The organism is Streptodolium elevatio, from assembly GCF_040649515.1.
Taxonomy (GTDB): Bacteria; Actinomycetota; Actinomycetes; order Streptomycetales; family Streptomycetaceae; genus Yinghuangia; species Yinghuangia elevatio.
The window spans coordinates 13,689-30,512 of record NZ_JBEZFP010000117.1; the positions used below are offsets into that span (position 1 = coordinate 13,689).

General features: G+C 70.0%; 16 protein-coding genes and 4 pseudogenes. 10 read left to right on the forward strand and 10 right to left on the reverse strand.

All coding sequences use genetic code 11. From position 1 onward, the window contains the following. Positions 1 to 25 precede the first annotated feature (25 nt). The 7 genes and pseudogenes from AB0C36_RS32860 to AB0C36_RS32890 all read left to right on the forward strand — a co-directional run. Positions 26 to 319 (forward strand): annotated as a pseudogene (locus AB0C36_RS32860) (galactosyltransferase-related protein); the annotation flags it as partial. A 602-nt stretch (positions 320 to 921) separates the two neighbouring features. Beyond that, positions 922 to 1,206, forward strand: coding sequence for an early set domain-containing protein (locus AB0C36_RS32865; RefSeq protein ID WP_358361415.1), 285 nt, complete (start codon positions 922 to 924; stop codon positions 1,204 to 1,206). Beyond that, on the forward strand, positions 1,203 to 1,379 hold the full coding sequence (locus AB0C36_RS32870) for a hypothetical protein (protein ID WP_358361418.1): 177 nt from the start codon (positions 1,203 to 1,205) through the stop codon (positions 1,377 to 1,379). Before AB0C36_RS32865 ends, AB0C36_RS32870 begins: the two co-directional genes overlap by 4 nt. Positions 1,380 to 1,521: 142 nt before the next feature. Further along, positions 1,522 to 1,932 (forward strand): hypothetical protein, encoded by a 411-nt coding sequence (locus AB0C36_RS32875; protein ID WP_358361422.1) that lies wholly within the window; start codon positions 1,522 to 1,524, stop codon positions 1,930 to 1,932. Positions 1,933 to 2,014: 82 nt separating this feature from the next. Further along, complete coding sequence (locus tag AB0C36_RS32880; RefSeq protein ID WP_358361425.1) at positions 2,015 to 2,746, forward strand: DUF6766 family protein; 732 nt, start codon at positions 2,015 to 2,017, stop codon at positions 2,744 to 2,746. 74 nt (positions 2,747 to 2,820) lie between these two features. After that, entirely contained in the window at positions 2,821 to 3,846 is a 1,026-nt protein-coding gene (locus AB0C36_RS32885; protein ID WP_358361428.1) for a DNA topoisomerase IB, read from the forward strand. 131 nt (positions 3,847 to 3,977) lie between these two features. Beyond that, positions 3,978 to 4,370, forward strand: a pseudogene (locus AB0C36_RS32890) (isochorismatase family protein). A 37-nt stretch (positions 4,371 to 4,407) separates the two neighbouring features. Here AB0C36_RS32890 and AB0C36_RS32895 read toward each other — a convergent pair. Continuing rightward, on the reverse strand, positions 4,408 to 5,364 hold the full coding sequence (locus tag AB0C36_RS32895) for a TIGR03557 family F420-dependent LLM class oxidoreductase (RefSeq protein WP_358361431.1): 957 nt from the start codon (positions 5,362 to 5,364) through the stop codon (positions 4,408 to 4,410). 358 nt (positions 5,365 to 5,722) lie between these two features. On the opposite strand from AB0C36_RS32895, the pseudogene AB0C36_RS32900 reads away from it, so the two are divergent. Further along, positions 5,723 to 6,140, forward strand: a pseudogene (locus AB0C36_RS32900) (SDR family oxidoreductase); the annotation flags it as partial. A gap of 564 nt (positions 6,141 to 6,704) precedes the next feature. Here AB0C36_RS32900 and AB0C36_RS32905 read toward each other — a convergent pair. The 3 genes from AB0C36_RS32905 to AB0C36_RS32915 all read right to left on the reverse strand — a co-directional run bounded on the left by AB0C36_RS32905 (position 6,705) and on the right by AB0C36_RS32915 (position 10,076). Next, on the reverse strand, positions 6,705 to 8,072 hold the full coding sequence (locus AB0C36_RS32905; protein ID WP_358361434.1) for a serine/threonine-protein kinase: 1,368 nt from the start codon (positions 8,070 to 8,072) through the stop codon (positions 6,705 to 6,707). 629 nt (positions 8,073 to 8,701) lie between these two features. Beyond that, on the reverse strand, positions 8,702 to 9,625 hold the full coding sequence (locus tag AB0C36_RS32910; protein ID WP_358361436.1) for an SMP-30/gluconolactonase/LRE family protein: 924 nt from the start codon (positions 9,623 to 9,625) through the stop codon (positions 8,702 to 8,704). Between the two features lie 217 nt (positions 9,626 to 9,842). Further along, entirely contained in the window at positions 9,843 to 10,076 is a 234-nt protein-coding gene (locus AB0C36_RS32915; RefSeq protein WP_358361439.1) for a DUF6194 family protein, read from the reverse strand. Positions 10,077 to 10,190: 114 nt separating this feature from the next. Here AB0C36_RS32915 and AB0C36_RS32920 point away from each other — a divergent pair. Beyond that, positions 10,191 to 10,565 (forward strand): annotated as a pseudogene (locus AB0C36_RS32920) (MerR family transcriptional regulator); the annotation flags it as partial. A gap of 145 nt (positions 10,566 to 10,710) precedes the next feature. Then, positions 10,711 to 10,884: a hypothetical protein gene (locus AB0C36_RS32925; protein ID WP_358361459.1), complete on the forward strand. Its 174-nt coding sequence runs from the start codon at positions 10,711 to 10,713 to the stop codon at positions 10,882 to 10,884. A gap of 104 nt (positions 10,885 to 10,988) precedes the next feature. On the opposite strand, the gene AB0C36_RS32930 is transcribed toward AB0C36_RS32925, so the two are convergent. From AB0C36_RS32930 to AB0C36_RS32955, 6 genes are all read right to left on the reverse strand, one after another. After that, the gene (locus AB0C36_RS32930; protein ID WP_358361442.1) at positions 10,989 to 12,203 is read right to left on the reverse strand and encodes an MFS transporter; all 1,215 of its coding nucleotides are present in this window, start codon (positions 12,201 to 12,203) and stop codon (positions 10,989 to 10,991) included. A gap of 93 nt (positions 12,204 to 12,296) precedes the next feature. Next, positions 12,297 to 12,776, reverse strand: coding sequence for an RrF2 family transcriptional regulator (locus AB0C36_RS32935; protein WP_358361445.1), 480 nt, complete (start codon positions 12,774 to 12,776; stop codon positions 12,297 to 12,299). 295 nt (positions 12,777 to 13,071) lie between these two features. After that, the gene (locus tag AB0C36_RS32940) at positions 13,072 to 13,515 is read right to left on the reverse strand and encodes an Lrp/AsnC family transcriptional regulator (RefSeq protein WP_358361447.1); all 444 of its coding nucleotides are present in this window, start codon (positions 13,513 to 13,515) and stop codon (positions 13,072 to 13,074) included. 308 nt (positions 13,516 to 13,823) lie between these two features. Next, entirely contained in the window at positions 13,824 to 14,375 is a 552-nt protein-coding gene (locus AB0C36_RS32945) for an SDR family oxidoreductase (RefSeq protein ID WP_358361450.1), read from the reverse strand. A 370-nt stretch (positions 14,376 to 14,745) separates the two neighbouring features. Further along, positions 14,746 to 15,201, reverse strand: a complete 456-nt coding sequence (locus AB0C36_RS32950; RefSeq protein ID WP_358361453.1) for a hypothetical protein — start codon at positions 15,199 to 15,201, stop codon at positions 14,746 to 14,748. A 207-nt stretch (positions 15,202 to 15,408) separates the two neighbouring features. Continuing rightward, on the reverse strand, positions 15,409 to 15,675 hold the full coding sequence (locus AB0C36_RS32955; protein WP_358361455.1) for a hypothetical protein: 267 nt from the start codon (positions 15,673 to 15,675) through the stop codon (positions 15,409 to 15,411). Positions 15,676 to 16,824: the final 1,149 nt, after the last annotated feature.

The following is a 16,824-nucleotide window of genomic DNA, read 5'->3' on the forward strand; positions in this document are numbered from 1 at the left end:
GGGACGGCGACGGCGACGATGTGTGATGTGGAGCCCACGCGTGCGGCGGCTACATCCAAGGCATTCGCCCAACTGGCGAGGTTGTGCGGAGCGCCCCGCAAACGCGCGGGCCTGCACCTACCACGTCGTCTCAACCGTCGCGCGTTGGAGGAGGCCATCCCGCTGGCGGCGCACCTTGGCTCCAGGGAACGGGCGAGATTGCCGGGGATCAAGCCCGCGATGGCGGCACATCGGCGGCTTCCACGAGGAGTACGAGGGGTACGGCGGCGAGGACACCGACTTCGGTCGCATGGCCGACAGCGCGGGAGTCCGACTGTGTTGGGTGGGCGGCGCTCCGGCGTACCATCAGCACCACGAGACAAGTCGACCGCCGGTAGGACACCTCGACGACATCCTGACCAACGGCGCCGTCTTCCACCGCCGTTGGGGGGAGTGGCCGATGCGTGGCTGGCTCCAGGAGTTCGCCGATCTGGGCCTGGCGGAGTACGACCCGTCGATCGACTGCTGGCGTCGCCCCGCGCGCGCCGAGTGACCGAGTTTCACAGGCCGAGGTCGATGACCACCGCGTGATGCTCAGAAGGCGGAGGGACTTCGGTTCCGGCAGGGGCCCGTAGTTGCTCCGTTCGAGCGGCACCCCGGTCGGGCCCCGGCCGGGCCGGTGGTCGCCGGGCCGTCAAGCCCGACTTCGGTGGGCCGGCGGGCCCGAGAACCTCGTGGGCGCCTGTGGTTCGCCGTACCACACCTATTTACCCATTTGCCGGTGCCGAGTCGGCATGTGCGCACCGCCGGTCGGGTGAAACCTCAGCGCGGCGGCCGCGCGGTGACGCTTCCGAGGCGTGGCGGGCCCGACGATTGCGGGCAGCCCGCATCCGCGCCGACGTACGGCTGCGGGCGTATCCAAGCCGAACCGGAGGAGCCGCAGTGCTGGAGCGCACCCGCCGCAAGGACACCACCCAGGTCACGTTCATCCTTCCGCCCGACCCGGCATGCCCCGCGGTCAGCGTGGTCGGCGACTTCAACGACTGGACTCCCGGCACCCACGAGCTCCTGGTACGCAAGGACGGCACCCGGGCCGTGACCGTGGCAGTGCCGGGGGAGGAGCGGATGCACTTCCGCTACCTCGCCCACGGCGGCCACTGGTTCGACGAAGCCGACGCGGACGGCCACGACGGCCACAACAGCTACCTGGAGCTCGCCCGAGTGTGACCCGGCAGAACCCCGCCCTCGGCCGACCGGCGGCGGCCAAAGTCGGCGCAGCGCCGATCCGACCGCAGGAGCAGGTCCGCGACCGGGGCGGCGCTCGCGCACACGCCGCGGCGTTCGTGCACGCCTTGGCCGCCGCCCTGCACTCGGACGGAAGCCGCGTAGCCGCGGACTGAGGCCCGTAGAGGTACCGGGACTGGCGGGCCCGTGCGAAAGAAGCCTTCGACAACACGCTGCCAAACCCGCCATAAATCCTGGTATTCGGAGATAAGTTAGCCCCGGCCACGACCGTTCCCTTCCGGTGGGAGGCAGATGTCGATGATGCGCAGACTGCCGGTCCACCTGGCCGTGGCGGTCTCCCTGGCTGCGGTGTGCGGGTGCTCGACCCCCTCGGAACGACGGGACGCCGCGACTGCGGCCGCGCGGCACTACGCGCAAGCCGTCCGTGCCGGCGACTGGGCCATGGCGTGTGCGGCACTGGCGCCGACGAGTCGCGAGGAACTCGAGCAGGCGGGCAAGTCCTCCTGCCCCGATGCTTTGGGACAGGAGGAGTTGCCGGACGCGGGCGAGGCTCGGCACACGGATGTGCACGGCAACCAGGCCAGGGTGGTCTTCGCGCAGGACACCGTGTTCCTGGCGCGCTTTCCGTCAGGCTGGAAGGTCACCGCGGCCGGCTGCCACGAGCAGGCAGGCGATGAGCCCTACCAGTGCGAGATCAAGGGACGGTGACCGTGCGGACGATGTTCACTGTGTGCCTGCTGATCATCGCCGCCGGACTGGCGTACTTCACCGCCGTCGGGCTGATGCAGCGATGAGCGGGTCGCGGCGCTCCTCCGACCATGAGCGCCGCCAAGAGGCGGCGCGTGTCACCGGGTTCCTGCGCGACAACGCGCTGGGCCTGGCGTTCCTGCTGGCGTTCGCGGCCGCGTTGGTGGGGCAGGCGTTCGCCGGGCGTGCGGAGTTCAACTCCCAGCTCGCCGTCGACGGCTTCGCCCGGGTCGGGTTCTGGGAGTACGTGTCCTCGTCCGATTTCGCGGTCGATGTGACGGAGAACTGGCAGTCGGAGTACCTGCAGTTCTTCCTCTACATCACGGCCACGATCTGGCTGTTGCAACGCGGGTCCCCAGAGTCGAAGAAGATGGGCACCGCGGGCACCGAGACCGACCAGGACCAGCGGGTCGGACGTCACGCCGGATCCGACTCACCCGCCTGGGCAGGGGCGGGCGGCTGGCGGCAGCACGTGTTCTCCCGCTCCCTTGGCCTGGTGATGGGCGGCATCTTCGTGCTGTCCTGGCTCGCGCAGTCGGTCACCGGAGTGGCCGCGTACAACGAGCAGCGGCTGCGCGACCTGCAGGCCCCGGTCGACTGGGACCAGTACGTGGTCTCGGCCGATTTCTGGGACCGCACCCTGCAGAACTGGCAGTCCGAATTCCTCGCCATCGCCTCCATGGCCGTCTTGTCGATCTACCTGCGTCAGCGCGGCTCCCCAGAGTCCAAGCCCGTCGGCGCGTCCCACAAGGCCACCGGAGTCGAAGGCGGCTGAGCGGCTTTCATCCGCCGCCAAGTGGACCGGCGTTGGGTGAGCATCACCCGACAGCAGCCGGGTATCCGCGCGGCATGCGTCTGCGGCACAGTGACATCCACGGGCCTGGGTACGGCCGGGTGCGCTCGGGCCGCGGGTTCCGCTACGTGGACCGGCACGGGCGGACGCTTGACGATGCCGACGAGAAGGCCCGGATCAAAGCGCTGGCTATCCCGCCGGCGTGGACCGACGTGTGGGTGTGCCCCTTCCCGAACGGGCACATCCAGGCCGTCGGCTTCGACGCCGCCGGACGCCGCCAATACCTGTACCACCCTGAGTTCCGCCGCCGTCAGGAACAGAGCAAGCACGAGCACGTTGCCGAGGTCGCGGCCACGCTGCCGCGGCTGCGCGACCGGGTCGAGCACGACCTGCGGCGCCGTGGTCTGTGCCGGTCCCGGGTGCTGGCCTGTGCGGTCAGACTGCTCGACCTCGGCCTGTTCCGGGTCGGAGACCGGGGGTATACGCGCGACAACGACTCGTATGGCCTGACCACGCTGCTGCGCGAGCACGCCTCCGTCCGGCAGGGGCGGATCTCCTTCGAGTACCCGGGCAAGTCCGGACGCACCCAGGTGACGGAGGTCGCCGACGAGGCCACCCGGAAGGCGGTGCGGGCGCTGCTACGCCGCCGCGACCCGGGGCCGCGGCTGCTGGCCTATTGGGAGGGCGGCACGTGGCATGAGGTCGCCGGCTCAGAACTCAACGCTTACCTGTGCGAGGCGTCGGGAACGGAAATGAGCGCGAAGGACTTTCGAACCTGGCACGCCACCGTCATGGCCGCCGTGGGCTTGGCCGTCTCCGCGAACCGGGCCGACGACGGCACGGGACCGCGCCGTCGCGCGGTGGCTCGCACCGTTCGCGAGGTGGCGGACTACCTCGGCAATACGCCGACCGTGTGCCGGGCTTCGTACATCGACCCGAGAGTCGTCGAGCTGTTCGAGGACGGAGTCACGGTCGCCCCCGCGCTGCCCGAACTCGGAGCGGACTCCCCGGCGGGCCTTCCGGCGACACGCGGCGCCATGGAGGACGCGGTGCGCGAGCTTCTGCACCGACGACCGGACTGAGCCGCTCGGAGCGTCGCTCCCGAGATTGGCGATGACCAAGGCGGTACGCGGTCGGTCGGGAGCAGACACCGGATCACCCACGCCGGAGCCCCGCGCACGAGGGGCCGTGCCGGTTGGGAACGAGGTCCGCCATGACGAACACAGCCGTTCCCGTCATCGACATGATCAACACCTACGAGCACGCGGACGCGGACCTGCTCGTCCCTTCGGTACGCCGCGCGCTCCCGGCGTTGGGTGAACTGATCCGCAAGGCCCGGGAGACCGGCACGGACGTCGTCCAGGTCAACGACAACTTCGGACGGTGGAGATCGGACCATGCGGAGGCCGATGGTGCTGTGCGGCCAGGTCACCGAGCAATGTGTGCTGTACTCCGCGATCGACGCCCACGTACGCCACCTGGAGATCACCGTCGCCGAGGACGCCGCCGCGTGCATCCACCGGACCTCGTTCGGGCCGCTCTCCGCATGGCTGAACGCAACCTGGGAGCCGAAGTTCGCCCGGTCGGGCGAATCGCGTTGAAGTGACGACACCAGCGCGTACGTCGTCGGTCATCGGCACTCGTCAGGAGTTCGCGCGGGGCAGGACCTCGTTGCTGTAGAAGGCGAAGAAGTCGGCGTACTCAGGTCCCATCTGGTTGACGTACACCTCGTCGAACCCGGCGTCCGCGTAGGCGCGCAGGCCGCGTACGTGCTCGTCGACGTCGTCGCCGCAGGTGATCGCGTCGGCGACCATCTCCTCGGTCACCAGGCTCACCGCCTGCTCGAAGTGCCGGGGCAGCGGGAGAACCTGCCCCAGTTCTCCGGGCAGGACCTCGTTCGGCCAGGTGCGATGCGCGGTCTCCACGGCCTTTTGCCGGTCGCGGCCCCAACACACCTTCAGTCCGCCGACGACCGGCTTGTCACCGCCTCCGCCGTCGCGGAACCGCCACACCGCCTCGGCGTCGGGCTTCATGGTGACCAGTCCGTCGCCGATCCGCGCCGCCAGGTCGACAGCCTTGGGGCCGAAACCGGAGACGTAGATCGGCAGTTTCCCGTCCGGAGTGTTGTACAGCCGGGCGTTCTCGACCGTGTAGTGCGGGCCGTGATGGCTGACCATGCCGCCGTCGAACAATTCGCGCATGATCGCGACGGCCTCTTCCAGCATGCCGGCCCGCACCGGGAACGGAGGCCATGCCGCCCCTGTGATGTGTTCGTTGAGGGCCTCGCCCGTGCCGACCCCGAGCCGGAACCGCCCACCGGTCATGACGCTGGAGGTCGCCGCCGCCTGCGCGGTGACCGCCGGGTGCAGGCGCACGGTGGGGCACGTGACCAACGTGGTGATCGGCAGCGTCGTCACCTGGGACAGCGCGCCGATGACCGACCACACGAAGGGGCTGTTGCCCTGCTCGTCGATCCACGGATGGAAGTGATCGGAGATCGCAAGCCTGGTGAATCCGGCCTGTTCGGCCAGTTTGGCCTGCTCGATCAGCACGTGCGGGGGGAACTCCTCGCTCGCCAGGAAATAGCCGTAGCTGGTCATTCGTGGTGCCTCGCTGGGGTATCGACGCGCCGCCTTCAGGAGGGCCGCATGGCCTCGGCGAGGGACGGCGATTCCCCGCCGTCGGCGCGGGTACCCGACGACCGGGATGGCTACGCGTCGTCCCAGCCGGTTGCGGACGTCGACCAGGGCACACATCCCTTCCGACCTCGCGACCATTCGACAGACCCGTTGGGTGCCGCCCGCCGGATAGCCGTAAGCGCGCCGTGCAGTCGGAACGGACGACGGGATCGCCCACGCGGAGGAGTCGGATGCCGTCTGACGCCGCGATTCGCAGGCTAGCCGCCGGCCGTGAGACTTCGTGCCCACAACCCGCAGGCCGTCGTGATCACCGGTGCCGGCGGGGGAGTCGGCGGTCGAGGCCGCCGCGGCTGCCGCCGAGGCCGAGTTCGGGCCCATCAGCGTGTGGGTCAACAACGCCTTCAGCGGCGTCTTCGCGCCGTTCACCGAGGTCACGGCCGAGGAGTTCAAACGCGTCACCGGGTCACCTATCTCGGTTACGCCCACGGCGCGCAAAGCACGGCGCGGGGGTGCGGTCCACGATGGTGCAGCTGCCGGCCGTCAACACGCCGCAGTTCGACTGGGTGCTGTCACGGCTGCCACGCCGCGCGCAACCCGTTCCCGCCATCCACGAGCCCGAGATCGCGGCCCGCGCGATCGTGTACGCCGCGGACCACCCGAGCCGCCGCGAGCACCCGGTCGGTGCCTCCACCGCCGCCACCCTGCTCGCCAACGCCGTGGCCCCGGGGCTACTCGACCCAGTGGCGTCAACCTCGGCCACCGGGCAGGCCCCATCCCGGATGAGCTGGTTGCGTTGATCGTGCGGTTCGCGATCGAGCAGGCCTTCGTCGTCGGCCGATGCGGCGACGGAGTGTCCCATCTGGACCTGTAGTCCGGCGACGGCAGCCCGCACGACCGCTTTGGTACCGTCGCCGCCGCGGGCTCGTTCGGTGGTCAGGGCGGTGAACCCGTCCGGCCCCGTCCACACGATCAGGACGCCCTGCGAAGTCGCGTGGATCCGCAGACCCGGGGCCGAGTCGTCCTTCGTCGGCCAGGTGGAAGCCTGCCCGGCTCAGGGCATGACGCACCCGGGGGGGCAACTCGGTGACGGCAGACGGCACGTGTTTCCTCGTGCCGTGGAACGCATGGCCATGCGTCGCCCGCGCTGGAGCCCGCATTCGAGTTCGGTGTCGATCATGCTGCGCCGTGCTGCCGCGACCCCGCACCCGGTAGCGCAACTGTCGCGGGCGGCGGTGGGTCACGCTGGAAGTTCTGGCACGGAACACAGCACGTGTGCTCTGCATCCCGTCCGGCGCAGTGCGTCACTTCTTGGCTGACTTGCCGCCTTTGCCTTTGTTGTCGGCGCGGTTGTTGTCTTTGTCGCTGCGGCCGGGCTTGTCCGGCACGGGTGCGGCGGTGGCCAGAGGAGGGGGCGGTGGTGTCGTGCCCTGGGGCGGCTGGATGGGCGGTTGCGTGATGGGCGCGGCGGGCGTGGTGGGCGCGGCGGGCGGCGTACTGGACGTCGTGCTCGGGCTGTTCGCGGCCGAGGGGACGGCGCCGGGTAGTACTGCGGCAGGTGCGGGTGGAGGTGGGGTGCGTCCCGCTTCGTGGCCGCCGCCTGCCCCGAGGACGAAGGGCACGGTAGCGCCGCCCGCCCCCAGGACGAGCCCAGCCGCCAGAGCCACGGCCGGAGCGCGATGCCGCAGTTTGCGCAACCCCGCCGTGGTCGACATCGCGGCAGGGGCCGGGCGAGGGGGCCGGACGGCGACGGCGACGTCCCTGCGGCCGTCAGAGGGGGTCTCGCTCTTTGGGGCAGCGTCGGATGCTCCGGACCCGGCGGCGTTCTCGAGGAGGCGCACGCATTCGCCGGCGTCCGGCCGGTCGGCGGGCTCTGCTTGGGTCATGGCCTCGATGGCCAAGAAGAGTCCGGTCGGCGTCCACGTCGGAATGCACGGCGCTCGCAGCGCGCGTTCGGTTCCCGCTGCGAGCGGGCCTCCGGGGTACTCCTTCTCGCCTTTCAAGGCTTCGAGGAGGACCAGGCCCAGTGCGTGGATGTCGCTGGCCGGGCCCGACCCGCGGCCGAGGAGTTGCTCGGGCGCCAGGTAGGGGATGGTGCCGATCAGCATGCCGGGCGCGGTACGGGTGGGTTCGTCGACGAGCCGGGAGATCCCGAAGTCCGCCAGATACGGCGAGTCGTCGAGCCCGACGAGAACGTTGGACGGTTTGACGTCGCGGTGCACGACACCGGCCGCGTGCACGTGCTCCAACGCCGAAGCCAACCGCATGCCCAGCCGCGCCACCCGCGCGGCGGGCAGCGGGCCGTCGAGAATGTGCTCCCTCAAGGTGACGCCCTCGACAAGGCGCATGACGACATAGACATGACTGGCCTGCCTGCCGACGTCGTGCACCTCGACGAGCGCCGGATGCGCCAACCGGCCCAGCAATTCGGCTTCCTGACAGAACCGTTCCGCAGAAACCGCGGAGGCACCGGGCCGGAACACCTTCACCGCGACATCCCGCCGCAGCCGCACATCCACGCCCCGGAAAACGTCAGCTGTGCCACCCGAGCCCAGCGGCTCCGTCAGGCGGTACCGGTCGCCGAGGACCACGCCGCTGCGCGGCACTGCGGGCGGTATTCGGCGCGGCAAAGCCGTCATGCTCTCTCCCTGCGTGCGTCCCGGCGGTGCCATGCTCCCTACCCAACCGGGAGCGCCGCATGCCGTAGCCGCCGGTGATCCGGATCGGGAGACTTCGCCGGCGTCCACGAGCGACGCGGCCCGCTTGCGGGGGCGGGGCAGCGGTGTGAGTACGGTCGCCGGGCGGGTTCCGATGGCGCCGCGCGAGTCGCGGCGCATGCCCGAGGGCGTTCGGGACAGCGGCAGAGCATGTCACGCTGCCGCTCGCCGCGCCCGTCGTCGACGCAGCAGCCCTATACGTACTTGCCTTCGGACTCCCGGACACGCCTCCGCCCCCGCGTACACGTGGATCCAACTCGCCCTCGCCGCCTGCGCCCTGCGCCAAGACAAGGAAAGCCGACGCCACCTATGTTCGTACATCGCCGTAGGCCGCGGAAGGCCGAACCGCATCAGGCTGCGGCCCCGACAACCCTGTTCGTGGCACTACCCCGACCGGGTCGCGGTCGCTTCCGTGGCATGGACCCGGTCGACGGCTGCGGAGCGGACGAGGTGGTGCTGGTGTCGGTCCGGTCGCCGCGCTTGAGCAGGCGGTGGGTCGCCTGACCGAGTGGGCCGCGTTCTTCGTGCAGGGGAAGTACGCTCCCGCGTGCCGCCGGTCGAAGGCGGGCGGCGGGGGGGGTGTGTCAGCGGTTCTCGGGCAGGCGTGGCAGTCCGGTGACCGACAACACTGCCGAGTACACGGTTGTGTTGGCGGTCAGGAAGACGCGGTTGCGCTTCGGGCTGCCGAAGGTGATGTTGGCGACGGGTTCCGGGGTGACGAGACGTCCGATGAGGGTTCCGTCTGGGTCGTAGCAGTGCACGCCGTCGTCCATGGCGGCGACCCACAGGCGGCCTTGGTCGTCGAAGCGAATGTTGTCGAAGCGGCCTTCGCCGGGGCGGCATTCGACGAAGACGCCCTTGTCGGCGAGGCTGCCGTCGACCTGAACGTCGAAGCGGCGGACGTGGTTGGCGCGGGTGTCGGAGACGTACAACCGTTCTTCGCCCTGGGACAGGACCAGGCCGTTCGGGCCGGCGAAGCCGTCGGCGACCAGGTGGACTTCGCCGTCCGGGTCGACGCGGTAGACGTTCGTCGCCCCGATCTCGCTCTCCGCGCGATGGCCTTCGTAGTCGGTGGTGATTCCGAAGTCCGGGTCGGAGAAGTAGATCGCGCCGCTGGAGTGTACGACGGCGTCGTTCGGACTGTTGAGCCGCTTGCCCTGGTAGCGCTCGGCAAGCACGGTGATCGTGCCGTCGTGCTCGGTGCGGGTGACACGTCGGTTGCCTTGCTCGCAGGTGATCAGACGGCCCTGGGCGTCAAGGGTGTTGCCGTTGGGGTGGCCGGCGGGAGAGCGGAACACGCTGACCGTGCCGCTGGTTTCGTCCCAGCGCATCATGCGGTCGTTGGGGATGTCGCTCCAGATGAGGTAGCGGCCCGCGGGGAAGTAGAGCGGGCCTTCCGCCCAGCGGCAGCCGTCGTACAGCACCTCCAGACGGTCGTCGCCGAAGACGCAGCGCCCGGTGCGGAAGCGCTCATCCAGCACGTCGTAGAGCGCCGGGCTGTTCGCCATCTCCAACCCCCAACATTCGGAATGAAGTTCTGTGTCCGAGAGTATATGCCGAACATGATCCTGTCATTGCGGCAATCGGCGAGGTGTGGTCATGGCGTGTAGCCAGCCTGGGCATGCCTGCGGGTACGCCGGTGCTGCGGCGGCAGACGGGTCAGGCGTCGCATTGCGAGCCGCGCATTCAGCGGGGCGCTGCGGCAGCTCGCTGCTGGACGCCCCGCTACTGGACGCGCCGTTGCTCGACGCGCCGCTGATCGGCGAGGTGCGCGTCGCTGAGGGCCTCCAGCGCACGGTCGGCGTACGGCTGGCGGTTGCGCGGAACCTGGCCGTCGGGTGCGTAGTAGAAGAAGTGGTCGCCCCACGAGATCTCGGGGTGTTCGCTCCTCGGCACGGGCGCGAGTTCGAGGACACCGTCGTAGGTTCTGACTTCTGACAGGATCTGCTCCATCGACATGATTCAAGTGTGAACTTGAAGTGCTGATGGAGGGTTCCGGACGTGGCGGCGGCAGGCGAGCGCGACGCGGAGCAGTACTCGACGAGCCGTCTTGCCGCCGTCGCGGGCTACTCCGTGCAGCAGGTCCGCGACCTCGAACGCCTCGGCGTGATCCCCCCGGCAACCCGCCACCCCAACGGATATCGGCAGTTCACCCACGTGCATGCGACGGCGCTGCGCGCCTACCGCAACCTGGCGACCGCGGTCGGCCCCGTCACCGCCCGCGCCACCATGCGCAAGATACGCAAACTCCCGCACGACGAGGCAATCGCCACACTCGTCGCCCTACACGTCGACCTCGCGCGCTCCCGCAACGACACCATCGCCGCCCTCCACGCCCTCGACAGCATCATCGACGAAAGCACCCACGACGCCGCTCCCGCGCCCGCAGACGCGATGAGCATCACCGAGCTCTCGGCCGCGCTCGGCGTACGCTCCTCGGCCCTCCGGTTCTGGGAACAACAGGGACTGATCACCCCCCCAAAGGCTGAAAGGGCGCCACACCCGGCACTTCCCGCCCGACGCCGTCAGAGACGCCCGCATCGTCGTCGCTCTGCGCGCCGGCGGCTACCGGATCCCGGCGGTTCAGGCCGTCATGGCGTCTCTGCGCACGATCAAGGGCACCGAGGTCGCCCGCGACGCCCTCCAGACCCGGCTGCGCACCATCGCCGCGCAATCCGAGGCGCTGCTGCGCGCCGGCACCGACACCGCCGACCTCCTGAACCGACCGGGCGACGGGAACACCGAGCCCCGAAACCACCCGGCGTAGGCCAAAGAAGCCTCGGCATCCAGAGCTCCAGGACGTCGGTGGCGCACGGAATGATCCATTCACATCGCCCTCAGCATGTGGCGTCGGCGTGAACGTGCGGCAGGTCAGCGCGCAGAGGTGGGCGTTCGGCTGGTGGTGGCCAGCCAGGCGAGCGCGGTCAGTGCCAGCACCGCCGCGATGGTGAACATCGTCCCCGCTCCGGCGGGGACGGCCAGGCCGCCGATCACGGTGCCTGCCCCGATTCCGAGGTAGATCGCGGAGGAGTTCAGCGCCACAAGCAGAGGGGCCTGTGCCGGCGCCGCCTCGATCAGGCGGTGCTGCTGCGGCGGGGTCTGGCACCAACTCGCCGCACCCCACACGGCGGAGGCGACCCCGACGGCAACCGGGGCTCGCAGACCGGTCGCCGCCAGTAGCGCGAAGCCCGTCATCGAAGCAGCCATCAGCGTGTAGCCGACGGCCAGCACCCTGACCGGGCCGAGGTGGTCGGCAGCGATGCCGGACGCCAGGTTCCCCGCCACGGCGCCGAGGCCGTAGAAACCCAGCATCCAGGTGGTGCCCGAGCCCGAGACGCCCACCCCGGCGAACGCCGGGACGGCGTAGGCGTACACCGTGTACGCCGCGGTCATGCCCAACGCCGTCAGCGGCAGCACCGCCGCCACTCCCGGGTGGCGCAGCGCCGCCAGCCGGGCGCGCAACGGCACCGGCATTCCTCCCGGGAGCGACGGCATCAGCGCCCCGGCTGCCACCGCCGTCACCAGACAGAGCGCCGCCACCAGCCACAGCGCCGCCCGCCATCCCATGACCGCGCCGATGGCGTCGCCGAGCGGCACCCCCAGCGCGGTTGCCACAGTCAGCCCGCCGACGACCACGGCCAGCGCACGGGCTCTCAGCTCCGGACGGACCAGCGCCACGGACACCGCGCCGGCCGTCGGCGTGTACGCCGCTGCCGCGACCGCGGCCAGAACGCGGGTGACCAGCAAGAACGGCAGGTTCGGCGCCAGCGCGGAACCCGCGTTCGCCACCGCCAGCAGCACCAGCGCCGCCACCAGCAACGCGCGGCGCGGCACCCGCGCAGTCATCGTGGCCACCAGCGGCGACGCCAGCGCGTACGCGGCGGCGAACACGGTCACCGCCTGCCCCGCGCCTCCCGTGGACACGTGCAACGAAGCCGCCACATCCGGCAGGAACCCGGCCAGTACGAAAGCATCCGTGCCCACCGCGAACGTTCCCAGCGCCAGCACGGCGGTGCGGCCCAGTCCGGCGGGTACGGCATCGGCGCGGTCGTCCGCCTGCCCTGCCGTTATCGAGATATCAGACATCCCGAATTACCTTTCGAGAAAGCCCGGCCGACGGCCGGGCGCAAAGAACGTATCTGGGGCGGGCGAAGCCAGAGTCAGGCGGAGAAGCCAGGCTCAGGCAGAGAGGCCCTCGCAGAACCGGCGGACCCGCGCGGGGGCCGCCGCCGGGCTCACGGCGAGGAGATCCGCCAACGTCTGCGCGGCCAGCTCGCGCCGCCACGCCAGCTCCGCCCGTCGCATCGCGGTCGCGACCCCGCAGGGGCGGCCGAACTCCGAACTCGGCGCCTCCGCCCCGGCGCCGCGCTGCCGGATCTCGGTGCAGCGGAAGGCGTCCTCCCGACCCTCCACCGCGGCCACGATGTCCATGAGGCTGATCTGCTCCGGGGCGCGCGCCAAGGCATAGCCGCCGCGTGGCCCCGGCGACGAGGACAGGATCCCGGCGCGCACAAGGGGCTGGAGGCGCTTCTTCAGATACTCCGGGGGCAGCTCGAACAACTCCGCCAGTCGTCCCGTCGACACCGGTGCCCGATCCTCGAGCCACGACAGGGCCAGGCAACAGTGCATGCCCCACTCGACGCCCTCGCCCATCAACATGATCGGGATGCTATACATCCCGATTAGGCAGTGCAACCACGGCCTGGATCCGGCGACGTGTCGCGTCGTGGCGAGCGAGAGTGTTGACGGCCATGACCGCGTCGGCGTCAAGGGCGCGAACCGGCCTCACCGCACCCGCCGCGCGGGCCTTGGGCCGGTTTCACAGTGCCTGGGCGGTCTGGCGGCGAGTAGTGCTTGTGGCGCCGGTGGAGGCGCAGACTTCTTGGCCGCGGCCGGTGGGCAGGGTTTCGTTGCCGGGTGACGGCGATCGGACACGTCACCGCCGGAGACCCGGTCAGGTGTGGGAGGGAGCCACCGGGCGTTCGAAGAAGGTCTCCAGGCACACGGTCGCGTTGGTGCCGCTGACGCCGTCGACGGCATAGAGCCTGCGCAGGACATCCTGCAGGGCTTCGGTGCTGGCGGTGCGTACCTTGACGAGGACGGAGGCCTGGCCCGCGATGATGTGGGCTTCGAGCACCTCGGGGATCGCGGCGAACGCGGCGGCGCTGTCGCCCATCCAGGAACGCGACTCGACCATGACGAACGCCAGGACGCCGCCGCCGACCGCTGCCGGGTCCACGTCCACGGTGGTGCGGCGGATGATGCCGCGCTCCCGCAGTTTGCGAACGCGTTCGTGTGTCGCGCCGGCGCTGAGGCCGACCTCCTGGCCCAAGGTCACGTACGCGAGGGTCGCATCCTGCTGCAGCAGCGCCAGCAACTTGCGGTCGATCTCGTCCACAGCGTCCCCCTTCGCGGCCTTGCGGGCGTCGATCGATCGCACCCGTTCGTTCGGCGGTGACTCTATTCCCATCGGCCCCGCGAGCCGTGTGCCGGGTGGGGCCGGGCACGCGGACACAGACCTCGCCGGCGCCCATGCGCCGTGCGGCCTCTCCGGGACGAAGCACCGTAGACGCGGCAGCGGCGGTGGGCGCCCAGCGCGCCACCGGGCCGTCGTTCGGTGGGGCCTGCACCTCGCACAGATGCGGCCCCCCGCCGGTCTGTTCGCGGTGTACGGGCAGACGGGTGATGGCCCGCGACAACGTGCTGTCAGTGCGGGAGGCGCACTTCAAAGCGGCAGCCGCCGTGGATATTGACCACGCCCACCGAACCGCGGTGCGCCTCGACGACGCCGCGCACAATCGCCAGGCCCAGGCCCAGGCCCAGCCCGCGCCGCCGTCCGGGCCGGGAGTTCGGGCATTCGGGCCGCGCGGTGTCGATGACCCGCTCCAGGTCGTCCTTCGAAATGCCACCGCACGCGTCGGTGCAGTCACCATCACGCCGCCGTCCGGGACTTGCTCCACCGCGACGGCGACCGTGCGTCGGCTGGGGTGTACCGGGTCGCGTTGACCAGCCAGATCGGTCAGCGTCCTGCTTGATCTGCTCGATCACCGCCTCGGGCAGTTCGGCGGCGGCCGGGGCCTGCTGTCCGTCGGGCCGGGGGGCCACGGCGTTGACCCGGACGCCGTCGCCCGCGACCTTCACCGCCCGACTGCGGGTGAGCTGCTCCAAAGCGGCCTTGGACGCCGCGTAGTGCGCGACGTCGGAGTCACCCGAACCCGGCAAGAGGGCACCCGCTGCTTTGTCGAGCTGCGCCGACATGACCTGCAGACGCGCTTCCCGTCTTGGCTCATGTACACCCCACGCAGGAGCAGCCTGTGCGGTGAGCGCCTTCGTTGCCCCACGGCAATGAACAGGGTCGTCCCCGATGTCGGGCTCAGCCGCGCCGTGTTGGGCCCAAGGCAATGGTGGCCTGGTGAAGCTTGCGCGTCTGCTGCAACTTGATGCGTGCGCCGGCGAGACTGACTTGCAGGCCTTCGACTTCCCCCAGCCACCCCGCGGTCGCGCGCCTCGCGGACGCGCTCGTGCAGATTCGTGATGATCTCTGCCACGAGTAGGGCCTGCGCGGGGCGCAGTTGCGGGGCCGCACATCGCGAGCATGCTTCTCTGAGCTAACGCTGACAGCTCCAGATCACGTGGTGTCGGAGCTGATTGCCGAGATAAGTGCGTCCAGGGCGGCTCCGTATTGGCGAAGTTCGAACCGGAACGGGCCGAACGTCGTGTAATCGCGGGTCTTCCGGTGGGGTTGCTTGAAGGAGTCCCAGATCACGAGATCCGACGTCACGGTGATGCGGGCCATTAGTGGCCAGCATCCCCACTCTCCGCACTCACAGCCGAGCAGCGGCGTCCCCGGCCCCATCGCGTCCGTGGACAGTCCGCGAAAGTGGTCCTCCATCGGCCCGAACCGGTAGAACTGCGGGATCAAACCACCGTATGCGTCCCCTGCGGGCGTCATCCCGGCATCGATCTCGAAGCTGTCGATCAGCTCGGTGAGCGGTGCTCCATCGATGCGAGGGACGATCACGAGCACGCTGCCGTCGCCACGCTGCTTTTGCCGGCAGTCGAACCGGAGCTCATTGATGGTCACCCACTGATTGTCCCAGCGCAGTTGGTCCTTCCTCCGCCCGGATCAGCTGAGTTGGGGTTCTGCGTGGCATGCCGATGTTGTCGCCGCGTCGACAGTGCGTCGGTCCATTTGAGTGAGCTTGTCTTCGCCGCCGGCCCAAGCTGACACGGAGGCCTTCCACCTCAGGCTGGTTGACGGTGAGCTGGGCGTGTCCGGTACGTCTCGCACTCACAAGGTCCTGGCGTCAGGAGTTCCCGGCATGGGCGAGGAAGGGGTACCGGGGACGATCAGGCGCCGGTGGCGGGGGGCGTTGCCGGGGAGTGCGCGGCCGGTGGCGGTCCATTCGGCAGCGAGGGCGTTGAAGACCGGCGTGTTCGGGTCGACGGTCAAGTACCGCAGTGGGGGCGGTGGGGGGTGCGGGGCGCGGGGGAAGGGCGGCGTCATGTCCGGGTTCAACGAGCGCGGCCCGGCGTTGGTGGTGGCCGGGTCGGTCATTGGCGGAAAGGTACGGGGTCGGCTTCGTTTCGGCCTCGCCGGCCGCGGTGATCCAGGCGACGGCCTCGGCGACGAGGGTGCGGACAGTGAGGGCATCGCTCATGCGTTGCACAGTGGAGGCGGTTCCCAGGTCGCCACGGCAACTGCTGATCACGACGGGACGGCGCTGCTCATGTGCCCGGGGCCTGCGCCTGCGAATGGTCACCCGCCCCCGTTCCTCGCCTGCGGCCGGGACTTCGCGCCCGCGTAGGAGCCGAGCTCATCGAGGCCGAGGCTCCCGGCTGCCGCCAGGCCGACCCCCCGCGGCATCTGGCTTCCTGCCACCGCGTCGGCGGCCGGCGGGGCGGGCCCCGAACATCCCCGAGCGGGGCCCGCCCGACCGGCCGTCAAGGAGCCGCCGGCCCCGCCCGGTCGCTCCCTCGTGGTGGTGTTCCCCGCGGCGGCCGGGCTGAACACAGTTCTTGTCACTTGTTCGAGATCGATTGGCTCATTTGAGGACAAGGGAAAATCTGTGTTGGCTGGAGTAGACATTGGGTTGTGGTGTGGCTATGGTTTCTGTTGTAGCCAGAGAGACAGCAGGGCTTGGCAGAGGATGAACTGTCGGCCGGTAGGACATGCAAGTGTGTTGGTAGGACAGTGCGGTGGTCGGGTTCCGAAGCCGGGTTGTTGCGGGAGGGCGACGGGGCCGATGGCCGGCCGGGTAGCCCGCAGTGTCAAGGGCGCCGCGAGCTGGGCCGCACTGGCACGACTGATGGATGTAGTTCGCGGTATCGCAGCGAAGTAGTAGGCAGTACCTCGGTGAAGGCGTCGGCTGCGGGCGCGCGCGCCGGGAAGTTCGGCGGTGGGGTTCCACGCCCGAGCAGGTGTAGGGCGGGCGATGCGGGGCTGGCTGCCGGAGGGTGACGGTTGAGTAGGTCACCCAGCAGTACGCAAAACCTGTAGTACGCAACATCGGTAGTAGCAGTAGTGCGCAGTACCGGCACCACACAAGTAGTTGATCATCCGAGGGATGAACGGAGGAGCCGAACGCCATCAGGATCGCCCGGGCGTAGGGCTTGAGCCCGGGTACCGCAGGACATCGATAGTGAGGTGGTCTCCGGTCAAGCAACAGCGATCCCCGCACCCCCGGCAGCCTTCCGGCCGGGCCCG

What these genes read in the sequence shown, in the direction of transcription:
- AB0C36_RS32910 (WP_358361436.1), bottom strand. Translation starts at nt 9,625, where the DNA reads ATGGCGAACAGCCCGGCGCTCTACGACGTGCTGGATGAGCGCTTCCGC.
- AB0C36_RS32895 (WP_358361431.1), bottom strand. Translation starts at nt 5,364, where the DNA reads ATGACCAGCTACGGCTATTTCCTGGCGAGCGAGGAGTTCCCCCCGCAC.
- AB0C36_RS32925 (WP_358361459.1), top strand. Translation starts at nt 10,711, where the DNA reads ATGGCGTCTCTGCGCACGATCAAGGGCACCGAGGTCGCCCGCGACGCC.
- AB0C36_RS32945 (WP_358361450.1), bottom strand. Translation starts at nt 14,375, where the DNA reads ATGTCGGCGCAGCTCGACAAAGCAGCGGGTGCCCTCTTGCCGGGTTCG.
- AB0C36_RS32935 (WP_358361445.1), bottom strand. Translation starts at nt 12,776, where the DNA reads ATGTTGATGGGCGAGGGCGTCGAGTGGGGCATGCACTGTTGCCTGGCC.
- AB0C36_RS32875 (WP_358361422.1), top strand. Translation starts at nt 1,522, where the DNA reads ATGATGCGCAGACTGCCGGTCCACCTGGCCGTGGCGGTCTCCCTGGCT.
- AB0C36_RS32955 (WP_358361455.1), bottom strand. Translation starts at nt 15,675, where the DNA reads ATGACCGACCCGGCCACCACCAACGCCGGGCCGCGCTCGTTGAACCCG.
- AB0C36_RS32930 (WP_358361442.1), bottom strand. Translation starts at nt 12,203, where the DNA reads ATGTCTGATATCTCGATAACGGCAGGGCAGGCGGACGACCGCGCCGAT.
- AB0C36_RS32915 (WP_358361439.1), bottom strand. Translation starts at nt 10,076, where the DNA reads ATGTCGATGGAGCAGATCCTGTCAGAAGTCAGAACCTACGACGGTGTC.
- AB0C36_RS32905 (WP_358361434.1), bottom strand. Translation starts at nt 8,072, where the DNA reads ATGGCACCGCCGGGACGCACGCAGGGAGAGAGCATGACGGCTTTGCCG.
- AB0C36_RS32880 (WP_358361425.1), top strand. Translation starts at nt 2,015, where the DNA reads ATGAGCGGGTCGCGGCGCTCCTCCGACCATGAGCGCCGCCAAGAGGCG.
- AB0C36_RS32885 (WP_358361428.1), top strand. Translation starts at nt 2,821, where the DNA reads ATGCGTCTGCGGCACAGTGACATCCACGGGCCTGGGTACGGCCGGGTG.